We start from the raw sequence: 13,408 nt of genomic DNA, 5'->3' as shown, positions 1-13,408 counted from the left end.
GGTGTGACATTCGTCTCGGCGGGGTATGGCGCACAGTTGACCTCATGAGCGAACACCTGTCCGGGCCCGCCGCCACACCCGGCGCCCGCCACGAGATCACTCTCCTCGTCCGAGCCGGCTGCGGCGCCTGCGCTCCCGCGCTGGCGCTGCTCGAGCAGCTGTGCGACGAGTTCGGCGCGGGCCTGACGTGCATCGATGTCGATCGGGCTGCCTCGACGGATCCCGACCTGCGCGCCGAATTCGGCGATCGTCTGCCGGTGGTGCTGCTCGACAGCCGGGAGCACAGTTACTGGGAGGTCGACGAGGCACGATTGCGGGCCGATCTGGCCGGTTGAACACCGTCGGGCGGAACCGTGGTGCAGGTGAGAAGCACATTCGGGGCCGTTCGAGCAACTTTGTGCAGGGCTTCACAAGCGGTTACCGTGGTGTGAACGAATCCCCCGGATCACCGTGAGGACCGACGTGTACCCGTCGGCCGGACGAGGAGCCACGAACGTGACAGAGCTGCACCCCCCGCAGGGCGATGCCGCCCGCGGCGGCGTCGCCGAAGTCGACGGGGGTGCGTCTCCCGGTGTCCCCGTGCGGGACATCCCCCAGGCTACTGTGACGCGTCTCGCGACGTACCTGCGGGTCCTCGGAATGCTCGCCGACGAGGGCACGCTCATCGTCTCGAGCGAGGAACTCGCCACCGCATCCGGGGTCGGTTCCGCGAAACTCCGCAAGGATCTGTCCTTCCTCGGCCCCAACGGGGTGCGTGGCGTCGGGTACGACGTGCTGCGCCTGCAGGCCCGCATCGAGAACGCGCTCGGCCTCGACCGGGGACACCGCGTGGTCCTCGTCGGCGTCGGCAATCTCGGTCGCGCACTGGCCGGCTACGCAGGGTTCGACCGCCGCGGCTTCACGATGGCCGGACTGTTCGACGCCGACCCGGCGCGGGTGGGCACCCGGGTGGGCAACCTGACCATCCGGCACGTCGACGGGCTCGAAGCGGCCGCCCGCGAACTCGCCGCCACGATCGGCGTGATCGCGACCCCGGACGACGCTGCTCAGGGCGTATGCGACCTGCTGGTGCGGTCCGGCGTCCGGTCCGTGCTGAGCTTCGCCGCGGCACCGCTCGAGGTACCCGACCATGTCGAGGTCCGGCGGGTCGATCTGTCCGTGGAAATGCAGGTCCTCTCGTTTCACAGCGCCCGCAACGACACGCCGGTGGACGGCGGTCGCGCCGGTCTGCCCGACATCCGCCGGGTCGCGTCGGGCGAAGCACGACGGGCCGCGACCGGCGCGTCCCGGCTCACCGCCCAGAGAGCGAGCGCGACCGGGCGCACCGCGCCGAGCGCGACCGGGCGCACCGCGCCGAGCGCGACCGGGCGCACCGCGCCGAGCGCGACCGGGCGTACCGCGCCGGGCGCGACCGGATTCACCGCATCAGGAACGCCGAGCCCAGTGGCCTCGGCAGCGACAAGAAACGGATCGGTGATTGCGCCGTGAGTGTTCTCCTCGTCGGGGTCTCGCACAGGACCGCGCCCGTCTCGGTGCTCGAAAAGGTGGCCGTCACCGACACCGACCGACCCAAGCTCACCGACAAGATGATGGCCTCCGGCCACATCTCGGAGGCGATGATCGTCTCCACCTGCAACCGGGTGGAGATCTACGCGGTGGTCGACGCGTTCCACGGCGCGCTGGCCGACGTGAGCGAGCTCATGGCCGAGCACTCGGGTCTGACCCTCGTGGATCTGCACAAGCACGCGTACGTGCGCTACAGCGAGGCGGCCGCCGAGCACCTGTTCGCCGTGGCCAGCGGCCTGGACTCGATGGTGGTCGGTGAGCAGCAGATCCTCGGCCAGATCCGTACCGCCTACGCGAGTGCCGACGCTCAGCAGGCTGCCGGCCGGGCCCTGCACGAGCTGGCTCAGCAGGCGCTGCGCGTGGGCAAGCGAGTGCACACCGAGACCGGCATCGACGCGGCGGGTGCGTCCGTGGTGTCGGTGGCGCTGGACAAGGCGGCGACCGTGCTCGACGGTCTGGCCGGCCGCACCGCCGCCGTGATCGGTGCGGGCGCGATGGGCGGGCTCGCCGTCGCGCACCTCACCCGCGCCGGGATCGCGCGCATCGTGGTGGTCAACCGGACCCGGGAGCGCGCCGAGCGGCTCGCCGAGACCGCCCGCGGCAACGGCATCGAGGCCGACGTGCTGCCGTTCGACCGGCTCGCGGCCGCGTTGTCGCAGGCCGATGTGGCCGTCACCTGCACGGGTGCGGTCGGTACGGTCGTCACTCTCGCCGACGCACACCGGGCCCTCGCCCAGCCCGAGCGCGGCACCCGTCCGCTGGTGATCTGCGATCTCGGCCTGCCGCGCGACGTGGAGCCGGCCGTCTCGGGTCTGCCCGGCGTCACCGTCTTCGACATGGAGTCGCTGCAGCGCGATCCCGCGGCCGGCGCCGCCGCCTCCGATACGGACGCCGCGCGTTCGATCGTGGCCGCCGAACTCGCCGACTATCTCGCCTCCCAGCGTCTGGCCGAGGTCACCCCCACCGTCACCGCGCTGCGTCAGCGCGCCGCCGAGGTCGTCGAGGGCGAACTGCTGCGGCTCGAGTCCCGGTTGCCGGGGCTCGACGACGGCCAGCGCGGCGAGGTGGCCCGCACGGTGCGCCGCGTCGTCGACAAGCTGCTGCACGCGCCGACGGTGCGGGTCAAGCAGCTGGCGTCCACCCCGGGCGGCGACCAGTACGCCGAGGCGCTGCGCGAGCTGTTCGAATTGCGGCCGGGTGCCGCCGAGGCCGTCGCCACCCCGGTGGCGAAGGAACTCGGTGCTCTTCCCGACGTGACCGGCGCGACCGACCTGTCGGCCGCGCTGGATCCGGCCGTCACCACGGAGCTGCGGTCGCCCCGGAAGCAGTCGCCCGGAGCACTGGGAGCTTCTCGAGAGGAAAGGCAGGCATGAGCGCCGAGGTCGCATCGGACACCCGGATCGAAGCCGGAACCGGCAGCCGCACGCTGCGGATCGGAACGCGCGGCAGCCTGCTGGCGACGACGCAGGCGGGCACCGTCCGGGATGCGCTGATCGCCGCCGGCCATCCCGCCGAACTGGTCGTCATCACCACCAAGGGTGACGTCACCGCGGGCCCGGTCGAGCGGATCGGCGTCGGCGTCTTCACCGCCGAGCTGCGTGAGGCGCTGCTCGCCGGCGACGTCGACCTGGCCGTGCATTCGTACAAGGACCTTCCGACCGCGCAGGATCCGCGACTGGTGATCGCCGCCGTGCCGCCGCGTGAGGATCCGCGCGACGCGCTCGTCGCCCGCGACGGGCTGGTCCTCGGCGAGCTGCCGCCGGGCTCGCGGGTGGGCACCTCCGCGCCGCGGCGGCGTGCCCAGCTCGCCGCCATGGGTCTGGGCCTCGACATCCGGCCGCTGCGCGGGAACATCGACACCCGGCTCGGGAAGGTCGCGTCCGGCGAACTGGACGCCATCGTCATTGCGCGCGCGGGACTTTCGCGTATCGGCCGCCTCGACCGGATCACCGAGTCCCTCGAACCGGTGCAGATGCTGCCGGCGCCCTCCCAGGGTGCTCTCGCGGTCGAATGCCGCGCGGAGGACACCGCACTGATCGAGATCCTCGCCGGTCTCGACGACCGCGCCAGCCGCGCGGCAGTCGTCGCCGAGCGGGCGCTGCTCGCGGAGCTCGAGGCCGGCTGCACCGCCCCCGTCGGGGCCGTTGCCGAGGTCGTCGAATCCCTCGACGACGACGGCCGCGTGATCGAGGAACTGTCCGTGCGCGGCTGCGCCGCCGCCCTCGACGGCTCGGATGTGCTGCGCGCGAGCGCCGTCGGCGCCACCGCGCGCGCGGAGGAACTGGGCCGGGCGGTGGCTCGCGAGTTGCTCGATCTCGGTGCGCGTGAGCTGATGACCAGCCGGGGGGACGACGCGCCGGAACAGGGCACGGCCGATGTTTGACGCCGTCCGCCCGCACCCCAGGTTTCCCTTTACCGCAGATTCGACCGCACTGGAGAATGACCGATGAGCCGAGTCCGTAAGCACAATCCCGGACGGATCCTGTTCGTGGGAGCTGGGCCGGGCGACCCGGCTCTGCTGACCGTGCGCGCCCGCGACGTGCTCGCGGGCGCGACGATCGCCTTCACCGACCCCGACGTCGACAGGGGGGTGGTGGCGCTCGTCGGCACCACCGCCCGCCGGGACGCGGAGACCGGGGAGCCCGTCGCCGAGGTGCGTCCCGCGCTGGGCGAGCCCACCGAGGTCGCCAAGACCCTCGTCGCGGAGGCGAAGAACGGCCACGATGTCGTGCGCCTCGTCGCCGGCGACCCGCTGACCACCGACTCGGTGATCGCCGAGGTCAACGCCGTCGCCCGCACCCACGTGGTGTTCGAGGTCCTGCCGGGCCTGACCCCCGGCTCCGCCGTGCCGAGCTACGCCGGCATGGCGCTGGGCTCGTGCCACACCGAGGTCGACGTGCGCGGCGAGGTGGACTGGGCGGCGCTCGCCGCCGCGCCCGGCCCGCTGGTGCTGCACGCCACGTCCGGTCATCTCGCGGAGACTGCGAGCGCCCTCGTCGAGCACGGGCTCGCGCCGCAGACCCCGGCGGCGATCACCGTCCGTGGCACGACCCGGCAGCAGCGCACCGTCGAAGCCACCCTCGCCACGCTCAACGACGCCGGTTCCGAGCTCGTCGGTCCGCTCGTCGTCACCGTCGGCAAGATCGTCTCGCAGCGCGGCAAACTCTCGTGGTGGGAGTCCCGCGCCCTGTACGGGTGGACGGTGCTGGTGCCGCGCACCAAGGAGCAGGCCGGGGAGATGAGCGAGCGGCTCGTCACGCACGGAGCGATCCCGATCGAGGTGCCGACCATCGCGGTGGAGCCGCCCCGCAGTCCGGCCCAGATGGAGCGGGCCGTCAAGGGACTCGTGGACGGCCGCTACCAGTGGGTGGTGTTCACCTCCACGAACGCGGTGCGCGCGGTGTGGGAGAAGTTCGAGGCGTTCGGCCTCGACGCTCGCGCCTTCTCGGGTGTGAAGATCGCGTGTGTCGGGCAGGCGACCGCGGACAAGGTGCGCTCGTTCGGGATCACCCCCGAGCTGGTGCCCTCGGGCGAACAGTCCAGCGAGGGGCTGCTGGCCGAATTCGCCCCGTACGACGACGTTTTCGATCCGGTCAACCGAGTGCTGCTGCCGCGCGCCGACATCGCCACCGAGACCCTCGCGGAGGGCCTGCGCGAGCGGGGCTGGGAGATCGACGACGTGACTGCCTACCGCACGGTGCGGGCGGCACCGCCGCCGGCCGAGACCCGCGAGATGATCAAGACCGGTGGGTTCGACGCGGTGTGCTTCACCTCGTCGTCGACGGTCCGCAACCTCGTGGGTATCGCGGGTAAGCCGCACGCGCGCACCATCGTCGCGTGCATCGGGCCGAAGACCGCGGAGACCGCGATCGAGTTCGGGCTGCGGGTGGACGTGCAGCCGGAGACCGCGCAGATCGGTCCCCTGGTGGAGGCGCTCGCCGAGCACGCCGCCCGGCTGCGGGCCGAGGGCGCATTGCCGCCGCCCCGCAAGAAGTCCCGCGCCCGCCGCTGACCCCCGTGCGCGGTTCCGGTAGCCCCCGCTACCGGAACCGCGCACGGCTTGCCCGGAAGGTGAGTCCGCCGATGTATCCCGATGTCCGTCCCCGCAGGCTGCGCACCACCCCGGCCATGCGCCGGCTGGTTGCCGAAACCTCCCTCGAGCCGCGGCATCTGGTGCTGCCGATGTTCGTCGCCGACGGCCTCGACGCGCCGCGGGAGATCCCGTCGATGCCCGGTGTGTACCAGCACACCCCCGATTCGCTGCCCGCCGCGGCGACCGCGGCGGTCGAAGCCGGTGTGGGTGGGCTGATGCTCTTCGGCGTGCCGCGAGCCGAGGACAAGGACGCCCGCGGCTCGGGCGGCACCGACCCCGACGGCGTGCTCAACCGTGCGCTGCGGGACCTGCGCGCCGAACTCGGCGATGCGACGGTCCTGATGGCCGACACGTGCCTCGACGAGTTCACCGACCACGGTCACTGCGGCGTCCTGGGCGCCTCGGGTGCGGTGGACAACGACGCCACCCTCGAGCGGTACGCGGAGATGGCCGTCGCGCAGGCCGAGGCCGGCGCGCACCTGCTCGGTCCGAGCGGGATGATGGACGGTCAGGTCGCGTCCATCCGCGCGGCGCTCGACGCCGCGGGGCATCAGGACGTGGGGCAGATCGCGTATTCCGCGAAGTACGCCTCCGCGTTCTACGGGCCGTTCCGGGACGCGGTGGGGTCCTCGCTCGAGGGCGACCGGCGCACCTACCAGCAGGATCCGGCGAACCGCCGGGAGGCGCTGCGCGAGGTCGATCTCGATCTCGCCGAGGGCGCCGACCTGGTGATGGTCAAACCCGCGATGTCGTACCTCGACGTGCTGCGCGAGGTCGCCGACCGCTCGGACGTGCCCGTCGCGGCGTATCAGATCTCGGGCGAGTACGCGATGATCACCGCTGCCGCGCAGAACGGCTGGATCGACCGGGACACGGCGATCCTGGAGTCGCTGACGAGCATCCGCCGCGCCGGTGCCGACATCGTGCTCACGTACTGGGCGGCCGAGGTCGCGGGCCGGCTCTCGTGAGCACGCCCGAACCGTCGCAGTGGCCCGGGCCGCCGGACACCCCGCCCGGGCCGGCACCGGTGCAGCGGCGCCCCACTCCCGTGGACGTCGAGACCGCGTTCCAGTTGTGGTGCGCGGTCGCGGTCCTGGGGTTGGTGTACCTCGGCGCGAGTGTGCTGCTGATGTGGGAGCGCCGGGACGAGTTCGTCGACCAGATGACGGCGGAACTGGCCCGGCAGACGCCACCGGTGGACATGCCGCGCGAGACGGTGGAATCGTTGCTGCCGTTGGGATTCGGCATCACCGCCGTCCTGGGGCTCGTGTTCACCGGCCTGTTCCTGCTCGTGGCCTTCGCGATGCGGCGCGGCCGGAACTGGGCGCGCATGCTGCTCACGATGATCGGTGTCTTCCTGACCGTCACGGCGATCCCGACGGTGTTCGGCGTGGGTGCGCTGGGCGGCGGTGCCGGCCTCGTGATCGGTCTGGTGAGCATCCTGCAGGGGGTGTGTTCGGTCGGGGCGATCGTGCTCATGCACCGCCGCGAGCCGAATCTGTACTTCCTCCGGTTGCCCCCGAGCTGACCCGACGAGCGCGCGGAGTACGGTGTCTGACGACCCACGGCCCGCGCGGTCGTTTCCGACGAGCGAAGAGGACTTTCATGCAGGTGGAGCCCCGGCCCTACGGTCGTCGTCGTGAGCTGGTCCTGATCGGCCTCATCGCCGTCCTGGGCGTGGTGACGCTGGTGCTGGTCGTCGTTCCGGGCATGCTCAGCGCCTGATCACGACGTGAACGAGTCGGCCGAGCCCCGCTTCCACGAGCCCGGTGGCCGTTGGCGCACCGTGGCGTTCGGGCCGGTGCTGTGCCTCGTCGCGCTCGTCGTCGAACTGGCGACCGGGCCGGTGGTGCACTGGGTCGCACTGCCGGTGATCGCTCTGGTGCTCAGCGGCTTCGCGTACGTGATGGTCGTCGCGGCCCGGCGGCACGTGAGCGTGGAGCTGACCGCGAAGACGCTGCGCCTCGGGACCGAGGAACTGCCGCTCGAGGAGATCGAGGCGGTGCTGTCCGCGGCCGATCCCCGGGCCCGGGATCCCGAGCGGTGGGAGACCGCCCGGCCGTTGGGGGAGCTGGCGAACGTGCCGCGGGGCCGGACGGCCGTCGGCCTGCGGTTGCGGGGTGGCGCCCTGGTGCGGGCGTGGGCCCGGGACCACGAACGGCTGCGGTCCGAACTCGAGGCGGTGCTGGCCGAGCGCGCCGATCCGCCCTTGCTCTAATACCCCCTAGGGGTACGATACGAGTATGGCCGGATACACCCCGCACCAGGAGGACCTGCTCAAGCGCCTGCGCCGCATCGAGGGGCAGGTCGCGGGCATCGCCCGGATGATCGAGGACGACCGCTACTGCATCGACGTCCTGACCCAGGTCTCCGCCGTCACCAAGGCCCTGCAGACGGTCTCGCTCAAGCTGCTCGACGCGCACCTGGCCGGCTGCGTCGTCGACGCCGCCCGGCAGGGCGGACCCGAGGCCGACGCGAAGATCCAGGAGGCCTCGGACGCCATAGCGCGCCTCGTCCTCAAACCCTGACCACCGAGGAGCCGATCGGCATGCGGATCGCCCACGGACTGTGCGCTGCGGCGCTGGCCTGCGCGCTGACCGCGTGCGCGTCGGAGGAGCCCGCGCGGACGGTGCTCTCGGGCGCACCCACCGCGGTCCCCGACGCGGGAACCCCGCCGCGGGTCACCGTCACCACCGTCGTCGACGGTCTCGACCATCCGTGGGACGTGGTGCAGGCCCCCGACGGGACGTTGCTGACCGGTGAACGCTCGGGCCGGTTCGTCGTCCGCCGGCCCGACGGGCGCGTCGAGGAGCTGCGCGCCGACCTGTCGGACCTGTACGCGGTGGGGGAGACCGGCCTCATGGGCGTCGCGCTCGCCGTCGACTTCGGGGTCAGCCGCACCGTCTACACGTGCCAGGGACACCGCGACCCCGACGACGTCCGCGTCTACGCCTGGACCGTCGATCCCGGCTGGACCACCATGACGCGGCAGCGCACCGTCGTGGAGGGGCTGCCCGTCGCGCGCGGCGGCCGCCACGCCGGCTGCCGCATCCTCGCGCACCCGGACGGCACCCTGTACATCGGCACGGGCGACGCCACCCGCCCGACGGCGCCGCAGGACCCCGGCAGCCTCGGCGGCAAGGTGCTGCACCTGAACCCCGACGGGTCGCCGGCCCCCGGCAACCCCGACCCGGGCAGCGTGGTGTTCACCCTCGGCCACCGCAACGTGCAGGGGCTGGCGCTGCAGCCCGGCACCGGGCGGCTCTACGCGGTCGAGCAGGGCAGCAGCCGCGACGACGAGGTCAACCTGCTCGTGCCGGGCGGCAACTACGGCTGGCGACCCGACCGGGAACCCGGAATGTACGACGAGTCGGTGCCGATGACCGATCCCGAGCGCGTCCCCGGCGCGATCCCGGCGGTGTGGAGTTCCGGGTCGCCCACCATCGCCACCCCCGCGCTGGCGTTCGCGGCCGGACCGGGGTGGGGCCCGTGGTCCGGCGCGCTCGTCGTCAGCAGCCAGCAGGACGAGAAGCTGCTGCTGCTGCGCCTGTCCGAGGACGGCCGCAGCGTGACCGAATCGACCGACCTGCTCGAGGGGGAGTACGGGCGCCTGCGGTCGCTCACCCCACTGCCCGACGGCTCGCTCCTCGTCACCACCGACAACGGCTCCGACGACAGGGTGCTGCGAATCGCCCCCGTCTAACGTGCCCCTGGGTCGACGCGCCGCGCGCCCGCGCCGTCCTTGCCCAGCCGATCGCCCGGATTGAACAGTGTGCACGCCTGCAGCGACAGGCAGCCGCAGCCGATGCACCCCGCCAGTTCGCGCTGCATCCGGTCGATCGCCTGCTTGCGCTCCTCGAGTCGCTCGTGCCACGCCCGTGAGATGCGCATCCAGTCCCGTCGGGTCGGGGGCCGTTCGGCCGGCAGCGCCGAGAACACCTCGGCCACCTCGGCAAGCGGAATGCCGAACCGGGTCGCCAACTGGATGATCGAGATGCGCCGGATCGTGTGCCGGGGGAAGCGGCGCGTGCCGCCTGCGGTGCGGTGTGCGGTCACGAGTCCCAGCGACTCGTAGTAGCGAATCGCAGACACGGCGGCTCCGGTGCGCCGGGAGACTTCACCGATCGCCAGCAGTTCTTCGCTCGTGCGGCTCATCACGACTCCGTTCCCCGCGCTTGATCTCGAGTGCACTTTAGACTCTACAGTCACCGTCATGCACGGATCCACGACTCGCGCCGTCGCCTGGTCGGAACTTCTCGGACGCGAATACCTCGGTACGGCAGCGGTTCTCGCCGGCGGAGTTGCCCTCTACGCCGCCAACGTGTACCTCACCACGAGCCTGCTGCCGACCGCGGTCGAGGAGATCGGCGGCCACGCCTACTACGCGTGGACGGCGACGGTGTTCCTGCTCGCGTCGGTGATCTCCTCGACGGCCGTGGCCCGGACCCTCGCCGTCCGCGGACCCCGGGGCGCCTACCTCGTGGGGCTCAGGTCTTTCGCGGCCGGCACCCTCGTGTGCGCGCTCGCACCGTCCATGGAGGCGCTGCTGGCGGGCCGGGCGGTCCAGGGGCTCGGTGGCGGCCTGCTCGCCGGACTCGGCTACGCAGTACTGAACAGTGCTCTGCCGGAACGTCTCTGGAGCCGCGCCGCGGCGCTCGTATCGGCGATGTGGGGTGTGGGGACCTTCGCGGGACCCGCCGTCGGCGGCGTGTTCGCCCAGTTCCACGCCTGGCGATGGGCGTTCGGCGCGTTACTGGTCTGCACGCTCGCGGTCGCAGCCGCGGTGCCGTTCGCCCTGCCGGCGCACGCCCGCGGATCGCGCGCTGCCGGCAGGATTCCACTCGTTTCGCTGGCCCTGCTCACCGCCGCGGCCCTGGCGGTCGGCGTGGCCGCCGTCGTGACCGGCGGTGCGCCCACGATCGCCCTGCTCGCGGTCGCGTCCGCCGCCGTGGTCGCGTTCGTCGCCGTCGACCGCCGCAGCCCGCACGGCATCCTGCCGGCGGCGACGTTCACCACCGCCCGGCTGCGCTGGGTGTACCTGACGATCGCAGTGCTGGCGGTCGTCTCGACCGCCGAGACGTTCGTCCCGTTGTTCGGGCAGCGCCTCGCCGGCCTCGCGCCGCTGGCCGCCGGCTTCCTCGGCGCCGCCCTCGCGGTGGGGTGGACGCTCGGCGAGATCCCGAGCGCCTCGGCGTCCGCGCCCCGAACCGTGCGCCGCATCGTGGTGAGCGCTCCGGTGCTCGTCGGCCTCGGTCTCGCGCTCATGGCGGCCGCCGTGCGTGACGAGGCCGGACCGGCTGCGGTCACGGTGTGGGTCACGGGACTGGTCGTCGCGGGCGCGGGCATCGGCATCGCGTGGCCGCACCTCGCGGTCGGCGCGATGAACGCCGTCGCCGACCCGCGCGACAGCGGCAAGGCGTCCGCTGCGATCAACACCGTCCAGTTGATCGCGAACGCGTTCGGCGCAGCACTGGCCGGAGTCCTCGTCAACGCGGGACAACCGTCCGACGTGCGTTCGGCGCGGCTGCTGCTGTTCGGGTTCGCCGCCGTGGCGGTGCTCGGCGTGCTCGCCGCGCGCCGCGCGGTTCCGGCGCGCGCGCACCGGAACCGGTCGGCACCCGCGGACGCCTCCGCAGCGGAACCCGAACGAATCTGACGCCGCCGCGCGTGTCGTCGCCGTCCGGCGCATCGTCTTCCGTAGCATCGCCGGGATCCGACGACGAGGAGATGCGCGTGCGAATCTCGGGGAGATGTGCGGCGGCGATCGCAGTCGGCGTGCTCGCGGCCGGGACGCCGAGCGCCCACGCGGCGCCACCCGAGGCGGGCGCGCTGCCCGAGCTGACCGTGACGCCGCTGATGGAGGGGCTGAGCAAGCCCTGGGACGTCGTCGCCGCTCCGGACGGGACGATCCTGACCGGGGAACGGCGGGGCCGCTTCGTGGTCCGGGATCCGGACGGTGGGATCCGGGAGGTGCGCGCCGACCTGTCCGGCCTGTACGCCGAGGGCGAGACCGGCCTGATGGGTCTGGCGCTGGCACCGGATTTCGGGACGAGCCGGACCCTCTACAGCTGTCAGGGCCACCGCGGCCCCGACGGCACCGACATCCGCGTGCAGTCCTGGACGGTCGATCCCGGATGGACGGAGCTGACCCGCGGCGCCACGGTGCTCGCCGGCATCCCGGTCGGGCAGGGCGGCCGGCACGGCGGGTGCCGGTTGCTCGCCCATCCCGACGGGTCGCTGTTCGTCGGGACGGGCGACACCGCCCACCCCCAGGTGCCTCAGGACCGGAACAGCCTGGGCGGCAAGGTGCTCCACATCGATCCCGACGGCACCCCGGCGGCGGGAAACCCCGACCCGGGCAGCCCCGTGTTCACTCTCGGGCACCGCAACGTGCAGGGACTGGCGCTGCGTCCCGGGAGCGGCGAGCTCTATGCCGTCGAGCAGGGCACCGTCCGCGACGACGAGGTGAATCTCCTGCAGCCCGGCGGCAACTACGGGTACCGCCCCGACCGCTTCCCGTTCGTCTACGACGAGTCGGTGCCCATGACCGATCCGGCCCGCGTGCCGGGAGCGATCGGGGCCGTGTGGAGTTCCGGTGCCCCCACCCTCGCGACTCCCGGCGGCACGTTCGTCTCCGGCGCCGGCTGGCAGGGCTGGGACGGCGCGCTGGTGATCACGAGCCAGCAGCAGGAGAAACTGCTGTTCCTCGAACTCACCGCCGACGGCCGGTCGGTGGACGAGACCGCGACGGCGCTCGAGGGGCGGTTCGGCCGGCTGCGGTCGGTGACCGCACGACCCGACGGGGCGCTGCTCGTCACGACGGACAACGGCCGCGACGACCGGGTCCTGCTGGTGGAACCCGCCGACTGAGAGGCCGAGACGAATGTGCTCACCGACCGTGCTCGACCGGGTGTACCGCGAAATCGAGGACGGCCGGCCGCGGTTCGGCCGCCGGTCCTTCCTCGCCGCCCTCGGCGTGAGCGCCGCGGGTCTGGGCGCGGCGACCGCCGCCGCGGCGCCGGCACGAGCCGGCGGGGACACGGCCGCCGTGCGGGCCGACGCGGTGATCGACCTGACCCACACGCTGACCCCGCAGTTCCCGGTGTGGCCCGGCAACGAGCGGTTCGCGATGCGTCCCGTGGCCACGTTCGACACCGGACGGTTCGCCGTCAACGCGATGTCGCTGTGGGAGCACACCGGCACCCATCTCGACGCCCCGGCCCACATCGTGCGCGGCGGCGCGACCGTCGAGGCGCTGCCGGTGCGCGACTTCGTGGCCCCGCTCGCCGTCGTCGACATCGCCGGCAAGGCCGCGCAGGACGACGACGCGGTGGTCACCGTCGACGACGTGGCGACGTGGGAGCGGCAACACGGCCCGATCCCGCCGGCCGCCTTCGTCGCGATGCACTCGGGATGGGAGGCCCGCCTCGCCGACCCCGGCCGCTTCGTCAACGCCGACGCACTGCGCATCCCGCACGCACCGGGCTTCGACCGCGAGGCCGTGCGCATGCTCGTGCACGAACGGAACGTCGTGGGGCTCGGCGTCGACACCCTGAGCCTCGACCGGTCGGGCGAGGTCGGCGCCCACGTGGAGTTGCTCGGCGCGGGCCGCTACGGCATCGAGGCGATGGCGAACCTCGCGGCCGTGCCGCCACGCGGCGCGACCGTCGTCGTCGGCGCGCCGAAGCACGCCGGCGGCACCGGTGGGCCGTGCCGGGTGCTGGCACTGGTCTGAATCCCGCACCCGGC

At 72.8% G+C, this 13,408-nt stretch carries 14 protein-coding genes; 13 read left to right on the top strand and 1 reads right to left on the bottom strand.

Going from position 1 to position 13,408, the window contains the following annotated elements:
• Nucleotides 1–44 precede the first annotated feature (44 nt).
• The 10 genes from ACWPQI_RS17775 (at nucleotide 45) to ACWPQI_RS17730 (ending at nucleotide 9,362) form a co-directional block, all read left to right on the top strand.
• Nucleotides 45–335 carry a glutaredoxin family protein gene (locus tag ACWPQI_RS17775; protein WP_010592079.1) on the top strand — a complete coding sequence of 97 codons (291 nt, stop codon included), beginning with the start codon at nucleotides 45–47 and terminating at the stop codon, nucleotides 333–335.
• Nucleotides 336–495: 160 nt separating this feature from the next.
• On the top strand, nucleotides 496–1,488 hold the full coding sequence (locus tag ACWPQI_RS17770; protein ID WP_082900274.1) for a redox-sensing transcriptional repressor Rex: 993 nt from the start codon (nucleotides 496–498) through the stop codon (nucleotides 1,486–1,488).
• A complete protein-coding gene (locus ACWPQI_RS17765) occupies nucleotides 1,485–2,939 on the top strand; it encodes a glutamyl-tRNA reductase (protein ID WP_010592077.1) in 1,455 nt (484 codons plus the stop codon). The genes ACWPQI_RS17770 and ACWPQI_RS17765 overlap by 4 nt, the downstream gene beginning before the upstream one ends.
• Nucleotides 2,936–3,949: a hydroxymethylbilane synthase gene (gene hemC / locus ACWPQI_RS17760; protein WP_010592076.1), complete on the top strand. Its 1,014-nt coding sequence runs from the start codon at nucleotides 2,936–2,938 to the stop codon at nucleotides 3,947–3,949. Before ACWPQI_RS17765 ends, hemC begins: the two co-directional genes overlap by 4 nt.
• Nucleotides 3,950–4,012: 63 nt before the next feature.
• Entirely contained in the window at nucleotides 4,013–5,578 is a 1,566-nt protein-coding gene (locus ACWPQI_RS17755; protein WP_474738414.1) for a bifunctional uroporphyrinogen-III C-methyltransferase/uroporphyrinogen-III synthase, read from the top strand.
• Nucleotides 5,579–5,649: 71 nt separating this feature from the next.
• Nucleotides 5,650–6,627, top strand: a complete 978-nt coding sequence (gene hemB / locus ACWPQI_RS17750) for a porphobilinogen synthase (RefSeq protein ID WP_010592074.1) — start codon at nucleotides 5,650–5,652, stop codon at nucleotides 6,625–6,627.
• Nucleotides 6,624–7,187 (top strand): hypothetical protein, encoded by a 564-nt coding sequence (locus ACWPQI_RS17745; protein ID WP_436799901.1) that lies wholly within the window; start codon nucleotides 6,624–6,626, stop codon nucleotides 7,185–7,187. Before hemB ends, ACWPQI_RS17745 begins: the two co-directional genes overlap by 4 nt.
• 204 nt (nucleotides 7,188–7,391) lie before the next feature.
• A complete protein-coding gene (locus ACWPQI_RS17740; RefSeq protein ID WP_010592072.1) occupies nucleotides 7,392–7,877 on the top strand; it encodes a DUF3093 family protein in 486 nt (161 codons plus the stop codon).
• 25 nt (nucleotides 7,878–7,902) lie between these two features.
• Nucleotides 7,903–8,187 carry a metal-sensitive transcriptional regulator gene (locus ACWPQI_RS17735; protein WP_003937563.1) on the top strand — a complete coding sequence of 95 codons (285 nt, stop codon included), beginning with the start codon at nucleotides 7,903–7,905 and terminating at the stop codon, nucleotides 8,185–8,187.
• Between the two features lie 20 nt (nucleotides 8,188–8,207).
• The gene (locus tag ACWPQI_RS17730) at nucleotides 8,208–9,362 is read left to right on the top strand and encodes a PQQ-dependent sugar dehydrogenase (protein WP_010592071.1); all 1,155 of its coding nucleotides are present in this window, start codon (nucleotides 8,208–8,210) and stop codon (nucleotides 9,360–9,362) included.
• On the opposite strand, the gene soxR is transcribed toward ACWPQI_RS17730, so the two are convergent.
• Nucleotides 9,359–9,814: a redox-sensitive transcriptional activator SoxR gene (gene soxR / locus ACWPQI_RS17725; RefSeq protein ID WP_010592070.1), complete on the bottom strand. Its 456-nt coding sequence runs from the start codon at nucleotides 9,812–9,814 to the stop codon at nucleotides 9,359–9,361. The genes ACWPQI_RS17730 and soxR overlap by 4 nt on opposite strands.
• Nucleotides 9,815–9,872: 58 nt before the next feature.
• Here soxR and ACWPQI_RS17720 point away from each other — a divergent pair, with 58 nt between their 5' ends.
• The 3 genes from ACWPQI_RS17720 to ACWPQI_RS17710 all read left to right on the top strand — a co-directional run bounded on the left by ACWPQI_RS17720 (nucleotide 9,873) and on the right by ACWPQI_RS17710 (nucleotide 13,394).
• Nucleotides 9,873–11,315 carry an MFS transporter gene (locus tag ACWPQI_RS17720; RefSeq protein ID WP_302069424.1) on the top strand — a complete coding sequence of 481 codons (1,443 nt, stop codon included), beginning with the start codon at nucleotides 9,873–9,875 and terminating at the stop codon, nucleotides 11,313–11,315.
• 71 nt (nucleotides 11,316–11,386) lie between these two features.
• Nucleotides 11,387–12,529, top strand: a complete 1,143-nt coding sequence (locus ACWPQI_RS17715; protein WP_202637480.1) for a PQQ-dependent sugar dehydrogenase — start codon at nucleotides 11,387–11,389, stop codon at nucleotides 12,527–12,529.
• Between the two features lie 13 nt (nucleotides 12,530–12,542).
• On the top strand, nucleotides 12,543–13,394 hold the full coding sequence (locus tag ACWPQI_RS17710; RefSeq protein ID WP_010592067.1) for a cyclase family protein: 852 nt from the start codon (nucleotides 12,543–12,545) through the stop codon (nucleotides 13,392–13,394).
• The last annotated feature ends 14 nt before the right edge of the window (nucleotides 13,395–13,408 follow it).

Source organism: Rhodococcus sp. LMD (genome assembly GCF_056108245.1).
Note: the sequence above shows the minus strand (reverse complement) of the source record. Positions and strands in the feature narration are given on the sequence as shown.

Coding starts and splice junctions, on each gene's coding strand:
- ACWPQI_RS17775 (WP_010592079.1), top strand. CDS start 45: ATGAGCGAACACCTGTCCGGGCCCGCCGCCACACCCGGCGCCCGCCAC.
- hemC (WP_010592076.1), top strand. CDS start 2,936: ATGAGCGCCGAGGTCGCATCGGACACCCGGATCGAAGCCGGAACCGGC.
- ACWPQI_RS17755 (WP_474738414.1), top strand. CDS start 4,013: ATGAGCCGAGTCCGTAAGCACAATCCCGGACGGATCCTGTTCGTGGGA.
- hemB (WP_010592074.1), top strand. CDS start 5,650: ATGTATCCCGATGTCCGTCCCCGCAGGCTGCGCACCACCCCGGCCATG.
- ACWPQI_RS17735 (WP_003937563.1), top strand. CDS start 7,903: ATGGCCGGATACACCCCGCACCAGGAGGACCTGCTCAAGCGCCTGCGC.
- ACWPQI_RS17730 (WP_010592071.1), top strand. CDS start 8,208: ATGCGGATCGCCCACGGACTGTGCGCTGCGGCGCTGGCCTGCGCGCTG.
- soxR (WP_010592070.1), bottom strand. CDS start 9,814: ATGAGCCGCACGAGCGAAGAACTGCTGGCGATCGGTGAAGTCTCCCGG.
- ACWPQI_RS17720 (WP_302069424.1), top strand. CDS start 9,873: ATGCACGGATCCACGACTCGCGCCGTCGCCTGGTCGGAACTTCTCGGA.
- ACWPQI_RS17715 (WP_202637480.1), top strand. CDS start 11,387: ATGCGCGTGCGAATCTCGGGGAGATGTGCGGCGGCGATCGCAGTCGGC.
- ACWPQI_RS17710 (WP_010592067.1), top strand. CDS start 12,543: ATGTGCTCACCGACCGTGCTCGACCGGGTGTACCGCGAAATCGAGGAC.